This window comes from Micromonospora sp. NPDC005161 (assembly GCF_053599855.1).
Genome location: NZ_JBSFYQ010000016.1, coordinates 1 through 19,698, shown reverse-complemented (window position 1 = coordinate 19,698; position 19,698 = coordinate 1). Strand labels below are relative to the sequence as shown.

The following is a 19,698-nucleotide window of genomic DNA, read 5'->3' as shown; positions in this document are numbered from 1 at the left end:
GCCGGTCAGCCCTGCACCGGCGCCGGCTGCCCCGACGGCAGCGGCACCGGCACCGAGGCGATGGCGTGGCGCAGCACCTCCGCCGCGGTCATCCCGCGCACCTGGGCGTCCGGGGTGAGCAGCAGCCGGTGGGCGAACACCGGTTCGGCGAGCGCCTTCAGGTCCTCCGGCATGATCCAACCCCGCCCGTCGATCAGCGCGTACGCGCACGCGGCGCGGGTCAGCGCGATGACACCCCGGGGGCTGACTCCGACGCGTACGTGCTGGTGGGTGCGGGTGGCGGCGGCCAACCGAACCGCGTACGCGTAGAGCGGCTCGGCGATGTGCACCCGGCGGGCCATCCGGACCATCTCGCCCACGGTGGCGGTGTCGGTGACCGGGGTGAGCGCCTCGGGGGAGCGGACGGTGGCGCCACGCAGCACCTCCACCTCGACCGCCTCGTCCGGGTAGCCGACGGAGAGCTTGACCAGGAAGCGGTCCAGTTGCGCCTCGGGGAGCCGGTAGGTGCCGTCCATCTCCACCGGGTTCTGCGTGGCGACCACCAGGAACGGCGCGGGCACGGGATGTCGGACCCCGTCCACGGTGACGGTGCGTTCCTCCATCACCTCCAGCAGCGCCGACTGGGTCTTCGGCGACGCCCGGTTGATCTCGTCGGCGATGACGATGTTGGCGAAGACCGGCCCGGGATGGAACTCGAAGTCCCGGGTCGCCTGGTTGAAGATCGTCACACCGGACACGTCGGAGGGGAGCAGGTCTGGGGTGAACTGGATACGCCGCCACTCACCCTTCACGGTGGCGGCGATGGCGCGGGCCAGGGTCGTCTTGCCGACCCCGGGCACGTCCTCCAGGAGCACGTGACCCTGCGCGAAGAGCGCGGTCAGCGCCAGCCGGACCACCTGCGGTTTGCCGAGCACGACCGCGTTGACGTTCTCGGCCAGCCGGGCGGCCAGTGCGGCGAAGCCCTGCACCTCCGGCTGGGTGAGCGGCTCGTGGGTGTTCACGGTCCGTGGTGCTCCTTGCCTGGGTGCTTCAGCAGGTGGGCAGGACGTTGATGTTGTCGCCGCCCTCCAGGTTGAGCCAGGCCCAGGGGATGTAGTTCTTCCCGCTGTACTCGACCTGCACCCACCAGGTGCTCTGCTTGTTGTTGTTGTAGATCCACGAGTCGACGTTCCCGCCGGACTTCTTGCAGTACGCCTTCAGCCGGGTGCCGGGCTTCGCCCAGCCCACCTGCTGGTCGTTGTCCTGCCGGGCGACGGAAAAGATCTCGTTGCCGTTGCGGCCGTCGACCTCTTTGTTGCAGTAGGTCCGCTGGTCGCCGTCCGGCCCGTTGTTGCACGTCGCGATGCCGTAGAGCACCTCGGTGGTCTGGGCCCGCGTCGCGGTGCCCTTGCCGGCGGCGTTGGTGGCGGTCACCGTGAACGTGTACTTCGTGCCCGGCGTCAGACCCGGCACCGTGATGCTGGAGCACGGCCCGGCCTTCGCCGGCTCGCCCGGCGTGTTCACCGAGCAGGTGGCCTTGCCGCCGCCGGCGTCCACGGTGAACGTGACGGTCGCCGAGGTGGCGGTCGCCGACGAGCCGGTGACCGTGACCCGTGGCTCGGCGACGGTGCGGGCGGTGGTGGTGGCCTCCGGGCCGGGCCCGGCCTCGTTGACCGCCTTCACCTTCACGGTGACGTTCTCGCCGTTGCCCAACCCGGTGACGGTCGTGCGGGTGTCGGTCACCTCGCTGCTGCGCCCGCCGACGTCCACCAGGTACTTCGTCACCGGCCGGCCGTTCGCCTCGGCCGGCGCCCACTGCACGGTGATCGCGCCGGGCTGGTCGGCGACCGTGCCGGCCCGCAGGTCGACCGGTCGGCCGGGCGCCGCGAACGGCACCACCGTGTTGCTGACCGGCGAGGCCGCCGCGCCGGCGCCCTTGTCGTTGACCGCGACCACGGTGAACGCGTACTGGGTGCCGAACTCCAGCTCCCCGGCGGGCACCACCAGCTCCGTCTTCGTCGACTCGCCGGCCGGCGCGTTCGTCCCCGCCGAGCTGGCCGTCACCGCGTACTTCGCGATCTTGTTGCCCTGCCCGTTCGCCGCCGGCCATTTCACCAGCACCGTGCCGTCCGGCCGCTCCTGAGCGGTGACGCTCGCGGGCGGATCGGGCACGGCGGCGGTCGGGGTGACCGGGTTGCTGCTGCGCGACGGGCCGTCGCCCTTGGCGTTCACGGCGTGCACCGCGAACCGGTACGTCTCGCCGTTGGTCAGCCCCTTGACCTCCACCGCACGCTGGTTGGCACCGACCTCCAGGCGCTGGCCGGCGCCCTGCACCACGTACTTCATGATCTCGGCGCCGTTCGCGGCGGCCGGCCGCCAGCTCACCCGGGCCTGGGCGTTGCCGGCGGCGGCGGTGACGCTGCGCGGCGCGCTCGGCTTGCCCACCCGGGGCTTCTTCGGCGGGGGTGGCGGCGGGGGAGTCGGCGGCGGGTCGCCGCCGAGCACGTCGTTGGCGTACTTGTTGACCTCGCGCACCTGGTGCTTGTCGTCCACCACCCGGGCGGTCGCCGAGTCGGGGGAGTTGATGAAGAGGTGGTTTTCCCGCACCTCCAGCTCCAGCGGCCCGTTCGCCCGGCCGCGGATGGTGTCGACCAACTGGCCGCCGGTGTCGAAGGAGTAGATGGCGCCGGTGGCCTCGTCGGCGCAGTAGAACCTGTCCGCCCAGGCCACCGCCGGGCTGAGCCGGTCGCCGTTGCCCGGCACGGTGAACGCCCGCTCCTCGCCGGCGTCACCCACCACCAGCACCCGCCGCTCGGCCGACACGGTCACCGGGACGCGCGGACCGCTGGTGCGGGCCGGCAGCGCCGCCGGGCCGGTCAGCTTCAGGGGCGTCGGGTGCACCTCGCCGCGCTGCACCCGCACCAGCTTCCCGGCGGTGCGGTCGAGCACCGCGACCCCGTCGTCCAGCGTGGAGACCACCAGCTCGTGGCTGGCCTCGGCGACGTCGTACGTCTCGACCCGCTCGGGGCTGAGCCCGCCACCGGCGGGCGCGGCCGAGGCCGGCGCGGACGGCAGCTTCGCGGCGGTGACCGCCGACACTGTGCCCTCGCTGGGCACCGCGACCCAGAGCCGGCCCTCGCCGTCGAAGGTGCCGCCGGTGATGCCCGGCGGGTAGCGGACCGGCTCGCCGACCGGGGTCAGCGACCGCGGGTCGAGCTGGCGCACGATGCCCTGCACGGCGTCGACGACGAACGCCGCGTCCTCGTGCAGGGCGACGCTCACGCCGAGCCCGGGGGTGGTCCGCGTGGTCGCGGTGAGCTGCAGGGTGGCCAGGTCCAGTGAGCTGACCTGCCCGGTCTGCAGGTCGCGCAGGATCAGCAGCCGGTCGGTCTGGGTGACCTGCATCAGGTGGCGGCGGGCGTTGGGAACCTCGGTGCGGGTGTCGACGCGGGCGGTGACCCCGTTGACCCGGGCTAGCTCGCTGCGCGCGGCGCTCCACAGCCAGGAACTCGCGTCGTAGTTGGCCACCGCGTTGTCCGCCGCGCCCAACCCGAGGACGGTCAGCCCCATGGCCGCCAGCAGCGCGGTCACCGTGCCGACGGTCACCAGCCCGCCGCGCAGCCGGGACCGCGAACGGGGGGCTTCGGTGCGTGCGGCGTCCTCGATGCTGGCCACAGCCGGCTGCCTCCCCTGAGTCGTGGCAGGTGGCGCGCCTCGCGGCGACCCCTCCCCTGAGCCGGGTGCCATCATATGGCTCGGCAGGTGGCGGGGGAACCCGCACGGTCACCCCTGTGGATACCGAGCGTGTGCGGTGTGGACGAGCAGCTCAGCTCGGTGGGGTGCTGCGCTCCCGCTCGGTGCAGACCTGCCCCGAGGTGGCGAAGCTGTCCGTCGAGTAGACCGCCAGCACGGTGAAGCAGTAGTCCACTCGGGAGTTCAGGCCGTTGACCGTGTAGCTGGTCCGGCCAGGGTCCATGGTGGCCATCACTCCCAGCGCCTGCCCGGCCCGGCCACCGGCGACCATGAACGGCACCGCACCCTCGGACGGGTCGGTCCAGGTCAGCGTGATCGTGACCGAGTCGTCCCGCAGCTTCAGATCACCCGGCGGGGGGCCGGCCGCCGTCGGCGCCGCCGCGGTCGGCGCGGTCCCGGTCGCCGGTGGCGCGTCGTCGCGGTTCAGCAGCACCGCGCCCAGGCCGCCCACCGCCACCACGGCCACCCCGGCGGCCACCACCGCGCCGATCAGCGTCGCCCGGCCGCGGCCCGTCGACCTCTCATCGGTGTACGCCGGCCGATACCCGTCCTGGCCCGGGTGGTACTGCTGGCCCGGGTACACCTGCTGACCCGGTTGGTACTGCTGGGCCGGGTACCGCTCCTGGACCGGATACTGCTCGGGAGCGCCCGGCGGGTAGGTCGGGGCTGCGGTGGCAGGTGACGCGAAGGGACCCGGAGCAGCCGCTTCCGGCAGGGTCGACTCGGGGTACCCGCTGGAGATTTGCGTGGTCGGAGCCGGGTCAACACCCGGTGACCAGGCGGACGGTGCTGTCTCAAGCGGCGCCGCGACGGGGCTCGACGGTCGGGCAGTCAGGTCCGGCTGGGTGAGGCCCGAGTCAGGCCTTGCCGGAGCTCCGCTTGCCGGCCCGACGGGCGGGAACACCTCCGTCGAAGCGGGCGGCGTCACACCTGTCGAATGCGCTGGCGCGTCCGGCGGCATCGCCGTGGCACCGAGCTCACCCAACTCGACCTCGGCGTGTGCTTCACCCCCGCGCCCGTCCACCTGAGACCCACCCGCCGGGTCGTTGCCCGCCGTCGGTGACGGCGGCGGCGAGGTGCGGCTCCACGGCGGCGCGGTCAACCCCCACGGAGGTACGGGCGGCGCGCTCACCGGCGGCGCGGAGGTGGGTGGGCCGGACACCGGGTAGTCGTGGCCCGGTGGTGCGGAGACGGGCTGGTGGTAACCCGGCGGCCCGGACACCGGGTACGGCTGGCCCGGTGGTGCCGAGACAGGTTGGCCGTAGCCGGGTGGCCCCGACACCGGGTAGGGCTGGCTCGGTGGTCCGGACACGGGGTAGGGCTGGCTCGGTGGGCCGGATACCGGGTACGGGTGGCCGGGCACTCCGGACACCGGCTGGGGGTAGCCGGGCGGTCCGGAGACGGGATAGGGGTGGCCGGGTGACCCCGACACGGGGTAGGGGAGCCCCGGTTCTCCTGACATGGGGCGGTTGTGGCCGGGCGGTCCGGACACGGGGAGGTTGCGGCCGGGGGGTGCGCTCACCGGGTGCGCCTGTTCGGGAGGTGCGGTGGCGGCGGAGGGCCCGCCCGCCGCGCCGCCGGCCACGTTGGGTGAACCGCTCGCCTCGGCCGGCGTGGCCGCAGCCCGGGCCGTCTCCTCGGCCAGGAGCGGCTCGATCTGCTGAACCTGGATCGTCGGGTTGTCCCATTGGGGCGCCGGAGACGGCGGGACCGCCGGGGCTGTCGGCGCGGCGGCTGGCACCGGGGTGGATGGCGTCGGCGGGGGCGGCGCGTCGACCGCTGGGTGCTGCGGTTGGTCGCCCACGCGCTGGCGTGGCGGTACGGGTGATTCGGACAGGGGCCGGGGTGGCTGCTGCGGTCCGACCAGCAGCTGCGGCTGCGCCGGCTGGCTCGCCGGCCGTGGGCGAGGCGACAGGTCGACCGGCGGTCGGGCTGGTCCCGGCTGCTGCTCGGTGCGCTGGCGCGGCGGCACGGGTGGTGAGGCGGGAGGTGCTGGCGGCGGCGCGAGAGTTGCTGACGGCGGCGCGGGAGGTGCTGGTGGCGGCGGTCCGGGCTGCGGTGACCCCGGCGTGACGGAGGTCGGTGTCGATCGAGCTGCCGGCGGGGCCGGCGTCACCCGGGGGGCGGGAGCCGGTCCCGGCGGTGGACCGGTATCGGTGGGCGGGGGTGGTGCGGCGGGTGCGCGTACCGCCGAAGGGGTCGGCTGAGGAGGGGCCGGCGGTGGCGGCGGAGCCCAGGGCGACGCGGCGGCCGGCGGTTCGGCCGCCGACGGTCGCATCGCGGCCAGGGTCGCCAGGGACAGCGTCGGACCGGACAGCGCCGAGCGCGTCCCTGCATCGTCTGCCGGGGCGGGATCGGCGGACCGGTTGTCAGGGGCCTGCCGGGGTGCCGGCGTCGACACGTGCCGCTCGGCCGGCGCGGCCGGGCCGGGAGCGGCATCGCCGAGGTAGTGGCGGGCGGCGCGTACCACCGGGTGGTGCACCCCGAGCACGGCGGGCCCGGCGGTGGCGACGCGGGTGTAGTTGCGGCGGGCCTCGTGCCGGTTGCCCAGTTCCTCGGCGACCTCCGCGAGTTCGAAGGCGAGCGCGAGCATCACCGGGTCCGAGTGCTCCCAGCGCCGCTCGCCCGCGGCGAACGCCTCCTCCAGCACCCGGCGGGCGGCGAGCGGGTTGTCCGCCTCCCGGTGCAGCCGGGCCAGGAGGTGCGCGGTGTGCAGCACCTCGGGGTGGTCTTCCCCGTACGGCGGGCGGGCGGATCCGACGGCCTCCGCGAGCAGTTGCTGGGCGGCGCTGAGGTCGCCCGCGGCGCGCAGGGCGAGGGCCCGGTGCTGGGCGGCAGCCAGAGGAGAGGGATGGGGCACGTGGCAATGCTGCCGTCAGAGGGCCGCCGGACGCTACCCGGACACGTCTTCGGCCGTGCGTCGGTGAGCCCTCGTGAGGCGGTCTGAGCAGCGGTGGAAACGCCTCGACGGGGGGCTCGGATGGCGATGTGCATGATCCACGAGTGGCGTGTACAGTAACTCCCCGTGCGGCCCGCCGGGCCGACCTTCGGGTGTCAAGATCATCCAGGTCGGCGAGGTAGGCTGAACGAGCAGGTCCGGGTGGCGGAATGGCAGACGCGCTAGCTTGAGGTGCTAGTGCCCGTATAGGGCGTGGGGGTTCAAGTCCCCCCTCGGACACAATTTAGTACATGATCCACTTGGGTTTGCCTGAGCGGATACCGTGCGGGCGGTTGGCCGATAGGTCAGGTTCAGCCCCAATTCGCGGTAGATCAGGGCCTTGTCGGCGGGGTCGGCGTCGCGGAGGACGGCCGTGATGTTTCCCAGGGTTTCCACGATGCGGCGGATCTCGTCGGGGCTCATTGTCTGGCGTCCGTTGAGGCGGCGCAGCTTGGCCTCGGCAGTGACCTGTTCTGCTTGGACGTCGGCGATCCATCGGCTGACGACGGCGGGGTCGGCGCCGCTGTCGAGGGCGGCGCGGTAGCGGTCCAGCCGGGTGGTGCAGGTGGCGAGGGTTTCCCGTGCCGCCTTGATCGCCTGTTGGTCGGCGTCGTCGTGTTGCGCTTCGGCCATGGCGTGGACGGTTGCGGTGAGTTGGCTGGGTGAGAAGGCTCGGGCGAGCCATGGGTCGAGTTGTTCGAGGATGTGGTCCTCGCGGACGTAGACGCTGCGGGGGTGGGCGATGCGGTTGGCGTCGGCGTACTCGGCGGCGTAGGTGCAGCGGTAGTTGTTGCGGTCGTTGTTGAAGCTGCCGATCATGCGCCGGTGGCAGATGCCGCAGTGCAGGAGGCCGGACAGCACGTAGTTGCGTTTGCTGGCCCGGGGCTTCGTGACTCCATCGGGACGCCGTCCTGCACTGGCGATCAGCGTCTGGGTATTGGTGTACGTCTCGTCGTCCACGAGTGGTTCGTGTGCCAGGGCGCCGGAGTAGATCCACTCGTTGGCGGGGTTCCAGCGCAGCTTGGTTTCGTGTCCGAGGGCAACGTCGTCGACGTCGATCAGGATTTCGGCCTTGCGTTGTTTGTTCCACACCTGGCGGCCGGTGTACCGGGGGTTGGTCAGGATGACGCGGATGGCGCTCTTGCTCCATGCCGTGGTGGTGCGGTGTGGGTTGCGTCGCCGGTCGTAGGCCGAGGGGGAGAGGATGCTGTCGCGGGTGAGTCCTTCGGCGATGGCGAAGATGCCCTGTCCGGCGAGGTACTCGGTGTAGATGCGTCGTACGACGGGTGCGGTGAGCGGGTCAGCTTCCAGGTGGTGCAGCCGTCGACCGTCGGCGGCCTTGCCCGGATTGGGGTGGGGGCCGGCGTCAACGAGTCGGTAGCCGTAGGGTGGCCGTCCACCGAGGAATCGTCCCTCGGTTGCGGCCTGGGCGGCCATGGCACTGCGGACTCGCACCTTGATGCGGTTGCGCTCGCCTTTGCTCATGCCTCCGTAGAGGGCCATGTCGAGGTCGTGAGCGTCGCTGCCCGGGTCGACAGCCGCACCGACCTCAGGCACCCACAGTTCGACACCGTAGTGCTCGAACAGGGGGAAGGTGAGCCCGAACTGATTGCCGTAGAAGGCGCGCTGGGGTTCACCGATCACGACGGCAGCGAAGCCTCGGTGCGGGTCGCGGAGCGCGGCGAGCAGGCGGGTCGCCTCGCCGCGACGTCTCCACGGCAGGGATCGGGACAGCCCGATGTCGAAGAACTCTTCGACCACCTGTCCGCCTACCGGCTCGATCAGGGCTCGCGATCGAGATAGCTGCCAGGCCCGGGATGCTTCCGGGTCCTGCTGGTCCTCGGTCGACACTCGCCCGTAGAAGGCGAATCGCAGAGGTTGAGCAGCGAAGGCCCCTTGATCCGACCCGTGCCGGTTGAATCCTCGGTCAGTGTTCATTCTTCCTCACTTTCGGCGCGCGGTAGCTGTCCGTGGGCGGCGAGAAGTATCCGTAGAAGCCGGCGAGCGGCGGTCAAATTGAGGTCGGGCGGATCTAATGGAACGATCACCGTGGGTGATGTACGTTGGTGGTCCTGTGTCGACTGATCGACGACACAATTATATGCATTGTCATTGGAATTGGGAAAATCTGGCAATGGTTGTGCCATAGACGCTCCGTGAAGCAGAGGCATCCGAGTATTGGATGCCGAGCGGAATCTTCATCGGTGCCTCCTTTCTGGAGCTGACGACCTTGGTCGGTTGGCAGCAGACGCGGCGAGTGATGTGTAGTACCGCGAAGCGCTGGACCTGCTGTGGCGCGTGAGTCCGACCGCCTCGCTTCGGTGCAAGCGGCAACTCTTCCGGGCGAACGAGGGCGGCCTGAGGTGTCCTGGGATTTGCCCTCTACGCGGCCGTGCCTGCTTCGGGGCCGCTTTCTCCCTGCTCAGCCCCACGAGGGAAAAGGCGCATGTATCGGAGTGGCGCGCCGTTTCCTTTCGAAGCGCATGCAATAAGCAGCAGCACTTCGCTCTATTGTCGAGCGCGGGGTCCTCCACGCGGCACCGGAACAGTTCGCTGACCCTGGCGCGTACCTTCGCGGCTCTGAAGCAACGAGCTAGAAGGGGGATCCGAGCCGGAACGGTTGTACGAGGCTGCGCAAGCGGTAAGAACGCTTTCGTCGGTCTTCAGTCGCTTGGGCGGTCGGTGAGGCGGCGCAGCGTTGTTCCTGGCTGGGGGAAGGCGAGCCGCAGGGTGTGTGTTCGCGCTCCCTACGGCTCACCCGTTGGCCGCCCGAGAGGTGATTCCCTTCCCGGACCTGTGGGACGAACCTTTCGTCGCGGCCCCCGCTGAGACCGGGCGGTGGCGGGACGTCTGGCTGGCGGCTGACGAACGCGATGGCCACCGAGTCCGCATCGGCGCCGTCGCCGTGCAGCCCGACGACTGTCTCAGTGCGATCGCCAACGGCTACGGCATCGCTTTGGCCCCGAATCCGCCGCCCGCTTCTACGCCCGCCCTGGCATCGTCTACCGGCCCGTCAGCGGCGTCAGCCCTAGCCAGATCGGCGTGGCCTGGGCAGCCGGCGACCACGCCAATCCCGTCATCCAAGACTTCGTCCGCTGCTGCTTGAGCAGTCGACCACCGCTGCCGTGCCGGGCTCCGTATCCGCCCAGTCCAGAGGAGTGCGAGGCCCGACGTCGATGAGGAGCAGAACCCTTGTATCGCTCCGGTCATCAGACTGTGGTCGTTGAATTCTCGCCCACCTGATGCATTTCCCGAGGGTTGCCGTAGCGGACGGCTGTCCCCGGTTGTTCGTGTACCGCGACCTACCGGTGGAGCCGTCCGGTCACACGAACCGGAAAAGTGCAGGTCAACAGCGAGATCACGTCATGGAGTGGACCGAATGTGCCAGAACCCGAACCGCCTCCCAGCAGCTCAGGGGCCAGTTGTGGCGGTTGCGCCGGTACGTCGGCGGACACCGTGACGTGGGCCGCCCGACATGATCACGTCGTAGCGCGCTACGCATTCATGCCTTACTAGGACTGACCAGTCCTGTTTGGTAAGCGATGACAACCAGTTGTGCGCGGTCGCGCGCACCCAGTTTCGCCATCGCGTGGCTGACATGGGTGCGCGCGGTGGCTGGGCTGAGAAACAACTCGATGCCGATCTCGTTGTTGCTCATGCCCAATCCCACCAGGGCTAGCACTTCACGCTCGCGCTGGGTTAGCACCGCGAGCCGGTCCTCCGCGGCCTGGGTGGCTGTTCGTTGCGCGGTGAACTGGCTGATGAGGCGTCGGGTGATCCGCGGCGCGAGCAGCGCGTCTCCGGCGGCGACCACCCGGATGGCATGCAGGAGCTCGGCCGGTCCGGCGTCTTTGAGCAGGAAGCCGCTGGCGCCGGCTTGCAGTGCCTCGAAGACGTACTCGTCGGTGTCGTAGGTGGTCAGGATGAGGACTCGGACCTGCTCCAACCCGTGCGTCTCGGCGATCTGGGTGGTGGCTCGAATCCCGTCCAGCTTTGGCATGCGGATGTCCATGAGGACGACGTCGGGGCGGGTGGCGCGGGCCCGCTCGACGGCTTCGGCGCCGTTAGTGGCTTCTCCCACCACCGTGATGTCGTCTTCGAGTTCGAGTAGGACCTTGAACCCGGATCGCACGAGACCCTCATCGTCGGCGAGCAGCACCTTGATCGGAGCGTTGGTTAACGGTGACGCGGCCGCTGCGTTCACAGGCGCGACCCGGTCGGCGCGAGGGGCAGCCGGGCCGTGACTTCGAACCCTCCGCCCGGAGTCGGCTTGGCGTCGAGTTCTCCGCCCAGCAGTTGACAGCGCTCGCGCATTCCGAGGATCCCGTGGCCGGGCGTGGCCGAACTGCCGGTGCTGGTCGGATACTGGGCCGGTAGGTGCGGGTAGGCGGGGTCATCACCTGTGGCGGCACGGCGGCCCTCATCGGTCACGCGGATCTCCAAGACGTCGACCCCCGGGTTCAGCGCCACCGTCACCCGAGTCGGGCCGACGTGGCGGATCACGTTGGTGATCGATTCCTGCAGGATTCGGTAGGCAGCACTCCCCACCGCGCTCGGCAACGGCGTCGCGGGCGAGGTCTCTTCGAGGTTGATGTCGAGTCCGGCATCGCGTGCCTTGGCGGTGAGTTCCTCGATCTGCCCAAGCCCGGGGTACGGCACGCGCCCGTTGTTGTCGTCACGGAGTACCCCGAGGATGGCGCGCATCTCCCGCAGCGCCCGAGAACTGGTCTGCTCGATGACTTGCAGCGCCTCGCGTGCCACTTCCGGCCTCTTGTCGAGCACGTGCGCGCTGACACCGGATTGGACGTTGATGATCGCGATGGCGTGCGCAACCGTGTCGTGGACCTCGCGCGCGATCCGGAGCCGTTCGGCGTCGACCCGCGCCCGCGCCTCCTCCTCGCGAGTCCGTTCAGCCAGCTCGGCACGCTCCTGAGCTTCGGCTGCGATGACCCGTCGAGACCGAACGGACTCGCCGAGCGCCGCGCTCATCACCGACGCACCGATCCGGAAGAACACCCAGCCGATGGCGGCGCGTGGCTCGATGTCGGCCGCGGCGACCAGCCATCCGACGGCGAGCACCGTGGTACCGAAGCCAGCCAACACCAGCGACCGGCGCCCGTCGCCGTACGCGGTGAGGGTGTACAGGGCGACGAAGAGCCCGAGCCAGCCGGGCCCGTCCGGGAAGTCGAGGCTGAAATACACCAAGCTGACGAGTGCGGTGGTGACAAACACCGGAACCGGCCACCGGCGGCGGACGGCCACGACCAGGCCACTCAACGCCAGCAGCGCGTATCCGAGGTTGCCGAGGTCGGCGAGCGGACGCGATGCCCCGTCGACGGCAACGCGGGCGACCGTGCCCTGCACCTGCATCACGGTGACGAAGAGCGCGAGCGCCACGTCCTGCGCCACCACCCGCAGGGAGAACGACACGGCACGCTGTTCCATGCAGCGATCCTACGGTTCTCGTCCACAGGCGAATCTGGGCCCAGACGCGCGACCTGCTACGCCGGCGGGCGTAGTGAGATACGAGGTCGTCTACGGCCAATTGCGTAGACGCTGCCACCCGCTGTCCGAGGCCACGGCAGCCTCCCCGGCGCGATGATCGCCGCCATGAGCGATCACCCCCACCCACTTCGAGGAGCGCACCATGCGTAGATTCTTCGCCGGCCTGGCGGCCCTACAGATGTTGGCCGTCGTCACGCAGTTCTTCCTGGCCGCCAGCGGTGCGTTCGACACGGCACCCAACGATGAGTCCAACCGCACCGCGCGCTGGGCGGCGGAATTGTCCTGCTCGCGGTCCTGGTGGCCATCGTCGCCGCGACAGCCCGGATGCCCGGGCGGCTCATCGGGATGAGCGGCCTGGTCGCGGGGCTCGCGGTTGTCGAGTTCGTGATCAAGGGGATCGCCACAGCGCTCAACGGCACCGGCGGCAGCTCGACCGCCGGCGGGCTCGTCTTCGGTCTGCACGCGGTCAACGGTCTCGCCATCCTGGCGATGGCCGGGATGATCGTCCGCCAGGCCAGGCAGCTGTCCGGGCCGGCCGCACCCACGCGACAGGCGCCATGAGCACGAGGCTGTTGATCGTCCTGGACCACGTCGTCGCGCTGCTGGGCGTCGCGGCGTGGTTCGCGACCGGCGTCATGCTGGCGCTCCGGCGAACCCGGCTGGCGCTCGCCGTTCTCGTCGCGGCGGTGCTCGTGACGCTGGCCCGGGTGGTCAGCGTGGCGATACTGGCCGGCCGGGGCTGGTGGTTCGTACAGGAGAAGGTGCTACTGGGGCTGCCGATGCTGGGGGTCGCCGGGGCCGTCGCCGTGCTGCTCGTAGGCCCACAACTGCTCGCGGCGAGACGGGGGCGAGGCGACGGAGCGTCGGTAGACGGCGTGGTTTCGGTGTTCACTGCGGCTTACGCGGCACTGGCCGGTCTTGTGGTGACCTTCCTGGTCGGGTACCCGCTCACCGTGAGCACGGCCTTGATCACGATCTCACTCGTGTGCGCCGGCGCGTTGCTGACCGCGCGGGTGATCGCGCCGCCCACCGGGAACGCCGCTGGTGCGGGCGTCGCTCAGGCACCGGAGGGTCGACGCGCGATCTCGCGCCGCCGGTTCCTCGGCTGGACCGGTGGCGCGGTCGTGGTGACCGCGGCCGGTGCCGGCACTGGGCTGTCGTTCCTCCCCGCCGAATCGGTGAGCAGGGGAGGCGGCCCGGGACGCTCGTCCCGAGCGGCCGTGTCGGTGGCCGACCTACGGGGCTCCGGCTCACCGGCACCGGGTGGCACCGTGCGGCGGCACGTGCTCACCGCGAAGAAGGCCACCGTACGGCTCCCGTCCGGACGAGAGATCGACGCGTGGACCTACAACGGCGAGGTCCCGGGTCCGGCGATCACCGCGACCCAGGGTGACCTGATCGAAGTGCGGCTGCGCAACGCCGACATCGAGGGCGGCGTGACCCTGCACTGGCACGGCTACGACGTACCGTGCGGCGAGGACGGCGCGCCGGGTGTGACCCAGATGGCCGCGGGACCCGGTGAGGACTTCGTCTACCGGTTCCGCGCCGACCAGGTGGGCACCTACTGGTACCACACCCATTACGCGTCCCACGTCGGCGTACACAAGGGGCTGTACGGAACCCTCGTCGTGAAACCGCGCGACGGACGGCGAGCCGACGAGCACTCTGCGGCGGAGCAGGTGGACCTGACCCTGCCCGTGCACACCTTCGACGGCACCGTCGTGATCGCAGGCAGAGACGGCCAGACCGAACACCCCGCACCACCCGGTACACCCGTGCGGCTGCGATTGATCAACACCGACTCGGATCCGCACCGGATCGTCCTCGCCGGAACCCCGTTCCGGATCGCGGCCGTCGACGGCCGAGACCTCAACCAGCCGGGGGAGGTCAGCGGCGTCGGACTGCACCTGCCCGCAGGCGGGCGATACGACCTGGTGTTCCTCATGCCGGACACGTCCGTGGCACTCGTTGTCGACGACGATCGTGACGGCGGACTGCGCATGCGGCCGCATGGCGATGCCCCCGGTGAAGCGCGCGTCGAGGACACGTCCGACTTGCCGGAGCTGGACCTGCTGCGGTACGGAGCTCCGACCGCCGTGCCCTTCGACACCCGCAATGCCGACCGGCACTTCACCATGGTCCTCGACCGCGGAGTGGCCATGGTCGACGGCCGACCGGCGTACGCGCAGACCGTCAATGGCCGAGGCCACCCCTCCGTCCCCGATCAGCTCGTCGCCAAAGGCGACATCGTCCGGTTCACCGTCGTCAACCGAAGCCTGGAAACGCACCCCTGGCACCTGCACGGCCATCCCGTGCTGATCCTGTCCAGGAACGGAACGCCGTCGACGGGCAGTCCGCTGTGGGTGGACACCTTCGACGTCCGGCCAGGCGAGAAATGGGAGGTCTCGTTCCGCGCTACGAATCCCGGAATCTGGATGAACCATTGCCACAACCTGCCCCACGCGCATCAGGGCATGATGCTGCGACTGCACTACGACGGCGTCACGACGCCATTTGGCGGCCCGCACGGCGGAATCTCGGGCCATGGCCACTGATCCAGCCCGCGCCGCTCCTCAGCCCGGTGGGTGCGCGGACGATCTCAAGTCGAATCTCCTTGTCCTGGTCCACCGGCACACCCGGACAATCATCGACGCCGAACTGCATCGGCTGGCCCGTCGAGCCCCATCCCTCTCCCCTGCCGACTTGGACGTCATCAACACGGTGCTGGAAGAGCTCGCCGAGTCGGTGACTCTCGCCCCGCTGCGAAACGCACCACGGGAAACAGCGGTTCTGCTAACACGCATTTTCGGCGCCGGAATGAACACCGATCGAGTGCAACACTCAACGACTTGAGGAGAGATTGATGACAACCGAGACTTCCCGTACGGATGGGGCTCTGGCGGGACTAGCCCGGTTCTGTTACCGGCGCCGTCGCCTGGTCCTCCTGACCTGGATCGTCGGCGTCATCGCCGTGGCGATCGTCGGCTTCGGCTTCGGCGCCGCCTCCGACAACGACTTCTCCGGTGGAGACTCCGATTCCGCCAGGGCGCAGGTTCTGATCGAGAAGCACTTCCCCGAGCAGCAAGGGGACACGCTGACTCTTGCGATCAAGGCAGAGAAGGGGATCGACGACCCCGCCGCCCGGCAGAAGATCGAGAAGGTCATCGCCGATCTGGACGCCTCACCCATTACAGGACCGGTGACCTCGCCGTATCAGGACGAGGATCTGGTGACGAAGGATCGTCGTATCGCCCGTACGACCATCCCGCTGACCGACAAGGAGGTGAAGAAGACCGCCGTTGAGCCCCTGGTGACCACGGTCAAGGAAGCCTCCGGTGACGGCGTGACGCTGGGGCTGGGCGGGGACCAGGCAGCGAAGGCCGAGACACCTCCGCAGGGTCCGGCCGAGAGCGTGGGCGTCCTGGCGGCAGCGGTGATCTTGTTCATCGCCTTCGGGTCACTGGTGGCGATGGGCCTGCCGATCGTGACCGCACTGCTGGCGATCATCGCCGGCATCGCCCTGATGAAGCTGGTGGGGCACGTGGTCCCCTCGCCGGATTTCACTGTGATCCTCGCCGCGATGATCGGGCTCGGTGTCGGCATCGACTACGCACTGTTCATCCTGACCCGGTACAAGGACAGCCTGCAGGACGGCGATGAGCCCGAGAGCGCCACTGTCAAGGCCATCACCACCGCAGGACGCGCGGTGCTGTTCGCCGGCACGACCGTTGTGATCGCGTTGCTGGGCCTGATCGTCATGGGACAGAGGCTGATGACCGGAGTGGCCGTCGCCACGTCGGTGATCGTGCTGGTGACGATGATCGCCGCAGTGACCCTGCTGCCGGCGTTCCTGGGCTTCACCGGCCACAAGATCAACTCGCTGCGCCTGCCCCGTCGCACGTCCCGCAAGCAGAGGGCCGACGGTGTCCCGTCTCGGGAGCGCCGCACTCCCGCCGAGCGCTGGGCGGGCGTGGTGCAGCGCAAGCCGCTGGTCGCCGCGGTTCTGGCCGGCGCGGTCCTGCTGGTGCTGGCCGCCCCCATGCTGTCGATGCGGCTGAGCCTGCCCGACGCCAGTGTCCAGCCCCACGACAGGAGCAGCTACACCTCACACAAGATCGTCTCCGAGGGCTTCGGTCCCGGCTACGGCGCACCCCTGATCTTCGCCACCGAGGTCGACTCCAAGAACGCCGATCTGCGTCCCGTCGTCGAAGCGGTCAGCAAGACCGAGGGCATCGCCTACGCCACGCAGCCTCGGATCAGCGAGGACGGGCAGGCCGCCACCTTCATAGCCTTCCCTAAGACCGGATACCAGGACGAGGCGACCGCGGACCTGGTGCACCAACTCCGCGACGACGTGCTGCCCAAGGCGCCCGGCGGCGAAGGGGTCTACGTCGGCGGCCCGAACGCCGCCACGATCGACAACGCAGACGAGGTCGGCTCGCGCCTGCCCCTAATGATCGCGGTCGTCATCGCGATGTCCGTGGTGCTGCTGATCGCGCTGGTCCGGTCGGTCACGATCGCGCTGCAGGCCGCCGTGATGAACCTGCTGTCGATCGGCGCCGCCTACGGCGTGCTCGTCGCGGTCGTGCAGTGGGGATGGCTCGGCTCGGCCCTCGGTTTCCCCACCGAAATGCCGATCACGACCTGGGTGCCGATGATGATGTTCCCGGTCCTGTTCGGCCTGTCGATGGACTACGAGGTCTTCCTGATCTCGCGGATCCGTGAGGAGTACGAGCGCACCGGCGACACCCGGATGGCCGTCACTCGCGGGCTGGCACGGACCGCCAAGGTCATCACGGCCGCGGCCGCCATCATGATCGCCGTCTTCACGACCTCCCTGCTCGGCCACGACGTCGCGGTCAAGCAGGGAGGTCTGGGCATGGCCGTCGCCGTACTCATCGACGCCACCATCGTCCGGATGGTCCTCGTCCCCGCGGTGATGGAACTGTGCGGCAAGGCCAACTGGTGGATGCCCGGACGCCGGGCACCGAAGGCGACCTCGGCTTCACAGGCCAGGGTCGCGGAAGAGGTCAGAGGCTGACCCTTCCTGGAGTCGGAGTGCGGGGAACCCTCGGCGGATTCCCCGCGCTCCTCTTGCGAAGATCCGGAGAGCGCAGTCTCGGGGGCGTCCCTCGTGTAGGACGGACCCGCTGTCCGAGGCGGCCGCAGCGATCCGGCACCTCGAGGTGGAGCAGGCCCGGGGCTGTTCCGGGTGGCCGGGCGGTGCTGGCGCCCGCCCGGCCAGCCGGTCGAACAGCAGGCCATCGATGCAGGCAACGAGATGATTGCCGATCTGCTCCGGGTGCCGGGCTACCCCCGACCCCGGCACAGCACGCTGACCATAGGGACCAGACAGGTTAATGGTCGTTCAGCATGAACAAGAGCGTCTGGTGCTCGACATCCAGGAACGCGACCCGCCACCGCGTCGACGGATTCCCCTCGTTGTACAACCTGCTGTGTAACCACCGCGGCTCCGCCGGCAGGAACGGCACGAGAGCGAGCCACGCGTCCGAAGGGGTGCTGGAGTGCGGAAGCTCATCAAGCTTGACAGATACGTACGGCACGAACTCGTATCGCTCCGCCAATCGCCGCGCGTCCTCCGGACGCAGCTTGACCACACCCTGGTACGCCCAGTCCGTCGGACCCGGCACTCTGGTACATGGGTTGCCCAACGCGCGTACTTGCCAGTGAACCTCAGGGTAATCGCCGAGATCCGGCATCTCCTCCGGCGGATCCCAGCGGTCGGTACGGACCTTCACCTCCCCAGCGTGCACCGACTCCTGGCACGCGCTCACCTCGGCCGGATCGTCGCTGCCGGACAGGATTGCGGCCGCGACGAACCCGACGACCACCAGCAGCATCGCGGCAGACGCGCCGAGTACGGCCACCAGTGCAGGAGTGCGGGTTTTCATGGCCATGAGAGTACGAATCCTCGGTGAAAGCGCCATACGGCGGTAGCCAGTTCGGCGGTAGACCACAAAGGGTGGGTGGATGTGGTGTTGTAAACGGCGAGTTCAAAAGCTGATCTCCTCGTCGGCATCTCTGAGGAGGGCCGGGGTTCGGGGCGGAGCCCCGAGGTCTTCTGCGTCCTGGTCGTCCGTCAGGGTGGCCGGCCGGCCCGGCCGATGCCGGCCGGAGGTCGCCAGCAGGCCGGGGCCGGGCCGGCGCCGGCCTGGCACCGCACGAGCTGCGGCACACGGCGGCCAGTCTCGCGGTGGCCGAGGGCGCCAACGTGAAGGCGGTCCAGCGGATGCTCGAGCACGCCTCGGCGGCGATGACGCTGGACGTGTACGCGGACCTGTTCGAGGACGATCTGGACCAGGTGGCGGACCGCCTGGACCGGGCGGCGGGTCGTGCCGCTGCGGACTCAGTGCGGACTGACGGCGCCGGCCCGGACCTCGACGCGGTTCGCCCGGGTCGCCGACAGCATGGTTGAGCAGGGCGTTTGCATGGTGGACCGGATGTGGCAGAAAACGAACCGCATTCCCGCAGCTCAGGGACCTGCTGTATCAGTTTCGGCCGTTCGTCAGCGGGGCATCGTAGGCAGCTGAGGGCGCGTGGATCCAGATTGACTACCGGTGACGATCGAGCAGTCGATGGTGCACTCACCCGGCGATCATCAACGTACGACAGACAGGACCGCCCGCCGTCGGGCGGACCGCCCTTGCCACCAGGATGGCTACTTTTGACTACGCCTTGTCACCTCACCAGAAGGACGAGTACCAGCGGATCAAACGCCGGCCCCACCTTGTAGAGGGGCGACGCCATCGTAGGCACCGGTGACGGTCCGGAGGAGCTCGACATTGCTCGGGTAGGTCGCCGAGAGGAGTTCGCGTATTACGGGTTCACGGTCATAGTCGTCGGCCAGACGTAAGCCGAGGATGACGTTGGCCATCATGCCGGCGGCGAGGGTCTGACTGGCTTGTTCGGGTGTGAGATGGCCGTGGTTGACGAGCACTTGGTAGACGCGGAGGAAGCCGTCTCTGGCGAGTGGCCCGATCTCCGGATCGGTGCCGGCGGTGAAGGCGTGCGCGAGGCAGAGTTGCAATCCCTGCTCCTTGAACAGTTGAAGGTAGGCGACACCGATACGCGGTGCGAGGTCGCCAGGTGCGTCGTCGTCGATCGTCTGCTCGAACACCTCGACCACCCTGTCGAGCGCGTGCTCGATCGCGGCTCGGACGAGCGCGTCTTTGCTGCCGAACAGGGACACCACGTATGGCTGGCTCACGGCGGCCTCGCGGGCGATGTCTGCCGTGGTGGTTGCGGCGAAGCCCTTGCTGCCGAAGATCCGGATCGCCGCAGCGAGCACGGAAGCGCGCCGCTGGGACGAGGAGACTCGTTTCTGGCCCATGGTTGACATGTTATCAATCAATCAATAACCTTCGCGAGACGTGGGCTGCCGATCAGCCACTTCGGCGGGAGCACTAGCCTCGGTCTTTCACGGCGGTCGTGATCTTGAGGGCTGAGACTGTTGGGTAGAGACAGCGAAGTGCCTACCACGTAAGGAAAACTGACCGGTGTCG

13 protein-coding genes and 1 tRNA gene are annotated in these 19,698 nt (G+C 69.5%); 6 read left to right on the top strand and 8 right to left on the bottom strand.

The window, feature by feature from the left end; genetic code table 11:
- Nucleotides 1-5: 5 nt before the first annotated feature.
- The 3 genes from ACWD5O_RS17335 to ACWD5O_RS17325 form a co-directional block, all read right to left on the bottom strand.
- A complete protein-coding gene (locus ACWD5O_RS17335) occupies nt 6-1,001 on the bottom strand; it encodes an AAA family ATPase (RefSeq protein ID WP_450085901.1) in 996 nt (331 codons plus the stop codon).
- A 28-nt stretch (nt 1,002-1,029) separates the two neighbouring features.
- Complete coding sequence (locus ACWD5O_RS17330; RefSeq protein WP_450085900.1) at nt 1,030-3,654, bottom strand: fibronectin type III domain-containing protein; 2,625 nt, start codon at nt 3,652-3,654, stop codon at nt 1,030-1,032.
- Between the two features lie 151 nt (nt 3,655-3,805).
- Complete coding sequence (locus tag ACWD5O_RS17325; protein ID WP_450085899.1) at nt 3,806-6,592, bottom strand: tetratricopeptide repeat protein; 2,787 nt, start codon at nt 6,590-6,592, stop codon at nt 3,806-3,808.
- 234 nt (nt 6,593-6,826) lie between these two features.
- Between ACWD5O_RS17325 and ACWD5O_RS17320 the strand changes: the two genes are divergently transcribed.
- Nucleotides 6,827-6,910: transfer RNA gene (locus tag ACWD5O_RS17320), tRNA-Leu, on the top strand.
- On the opposite strand, the gene ACWD5O_RS17315 is transcribed toward ACWD5O_RS17320, so the two are convergent.
- Nucleotides 6,866-8,608 carry a recombinase family protein gene (locus tag ACWD5O_RS17315; protein ID WP_450085982.1) on the bottom strand — a complete coding sequence of 581 codons (1,743 nt, stop codon included), beginning with the start codon at nt 8,606-8,608 and terminating at the stop codon, nt 6,866-6,868. The genes ACWD5O_RS17320 and ACWD5O_RS17315 overlap by 45 nt on opposite strands.
- A 796-nt stretch (nt 8,609-9,404) precedes the next feature.
- Between ACWD5O_RS17315 and ACWD5O_RS17310 the strand changes: the two genes are divergently transcribed.
- Entirely contained in the window at nt 9,405-9,776 is a 372-nt protein-coding gene (locus ACWD5O_RS17310) for a LysR substrate-binding domain-containing protein (RefSeq protein WP_450085898.1), read from the top strand.
- 396 nt (nt 9,777-10,172) lie between these two features.
- Here the strand turns inward: ACWD5O_RS17310 and ACWD5O_RS17305 are convergent, their stop codons facing one another.
- Complete coding sequence (locus ACWD5O_RS17305; protein ID WP_387329795.1) at nt 10,173-10,874, bottom strand: response regulator transcription factor; 702 nt, start codon at nt 10,872-10,874, stop codon at nt 10,173-10,175.
- Entirely contained in the window at nt 10,871-12,115 is a 1,245-nt protein-coding gene (locus ACWD5O_RS17300; protein WP_387329797.1) for a sensor histidine kinase, read from the bottom strand. Before ACWD5O_RS17300 ends, ACWD5O_RS17305 begins: the two co-directional genes overlap by 4 nt.
- Nucleotides 12,116-12,472: 357 nt before the next feature.
- On the opposite strand from ACWD5O_RS17300, the gene ACWD5O_RS17295 reads away from it, so the two are divergent.
- From ACWD5O_RS17295 to ACWD5O_RS17285, 3 genes are all read left to right on the top strand, one after another.
- On the top strand, nt 12,473-12,736 hold the full coding sequence (locus ACWD5O_RS17295) for a hypothetical protein (RefSeq protein ID WP_450085897.1): 264 nt from the start codon (nt 12,473-12,475) through the stop codon (nt 12,734-12,736).
- The gene (locus ACWD5O_RS17290; protein WP_450085896.1) at nt 12,733-14,730 is read left to right on the top strand and encodes a multicopper oxidase family protein; all 1,998 of its coding nucleotides are present in this window, start codon (nt 12,733-12,735) and stop codon (nt 14,728-14,730) included. The genes ACWD5O_RS17295 and ACWD5O_RS17290 overlap by 4 nt, the downstream gene beginning before the upstream one ends.
- 308 nt (nt 14,731-15,038) lie before the next feature.
- The gene (locus tag ACWD5O_RS17285) at nt 15,039-17,216 is read left to right on the top strand and encodes an MMPL family transporter (RefSeq protein ID WP_449940090.1); all 2,178 of its coding nucleotides are present in this window, start codon (nt 15,039-15,041) and stop codon (nt 17,214-17,216) included.
- Nucleotides 17,217-17,532: 316 nt separating this feature from the next.
- Here ACWD5O_RS17285 and ACWD5O_RS17280 read toward each other — a convergent pair whose 3' ends face one another.
- Nucleotides 17,533-18,087 carry a hypothetical protein gene (locus ACWD5O_RS17280; RefSeq protein WP_387329809.1) on the bottom strand — a complete coding sequence of 185 codons (555 nt, stop codon included), beginning with the start codon at nt 18,085-18,087 and terminating at the stop codon, nt 17,533-17,535.
- A 170-nt stretch (nt 18,088-18,257) separates the two neighbouring features.
- Here ACWD5O_RS17280 and ACWD5O_RS17275 point away from each other — a divergent pair, with 170 nt between their 5' ends.
- A complete protein-coding gene (locus tag ACWD5O_RS17275) occupies nt 18,258-18,611 on the top strand; it encodes a tyrosine-type recombinase/integrase (RefSeq protein ID WP_450085981.1) in 354 nt (117 codons plus the stop codon).
- Between the two features lie 294 nt (nt 18,612-18,905).
- Here the strand turns inward: ACWD5O_RS17275 and ACWD5O_RS17270 are convergent, their stop codons facing one another.
- Nucleotides 18,906-19,526: a TetR/AcrR family transcriptional regulator gene (locus tag ACWD5O_RS17270; protein ID WP_387329812.1), complete on the bottom strand. Its 621-nt coding sequence runs from the start codon at nt 19,524-19,526 to the stop codon at nt 18,906-18,908.
- Nucleotides 19,527-19,698 lie beyond the last annotated feature (172 nt).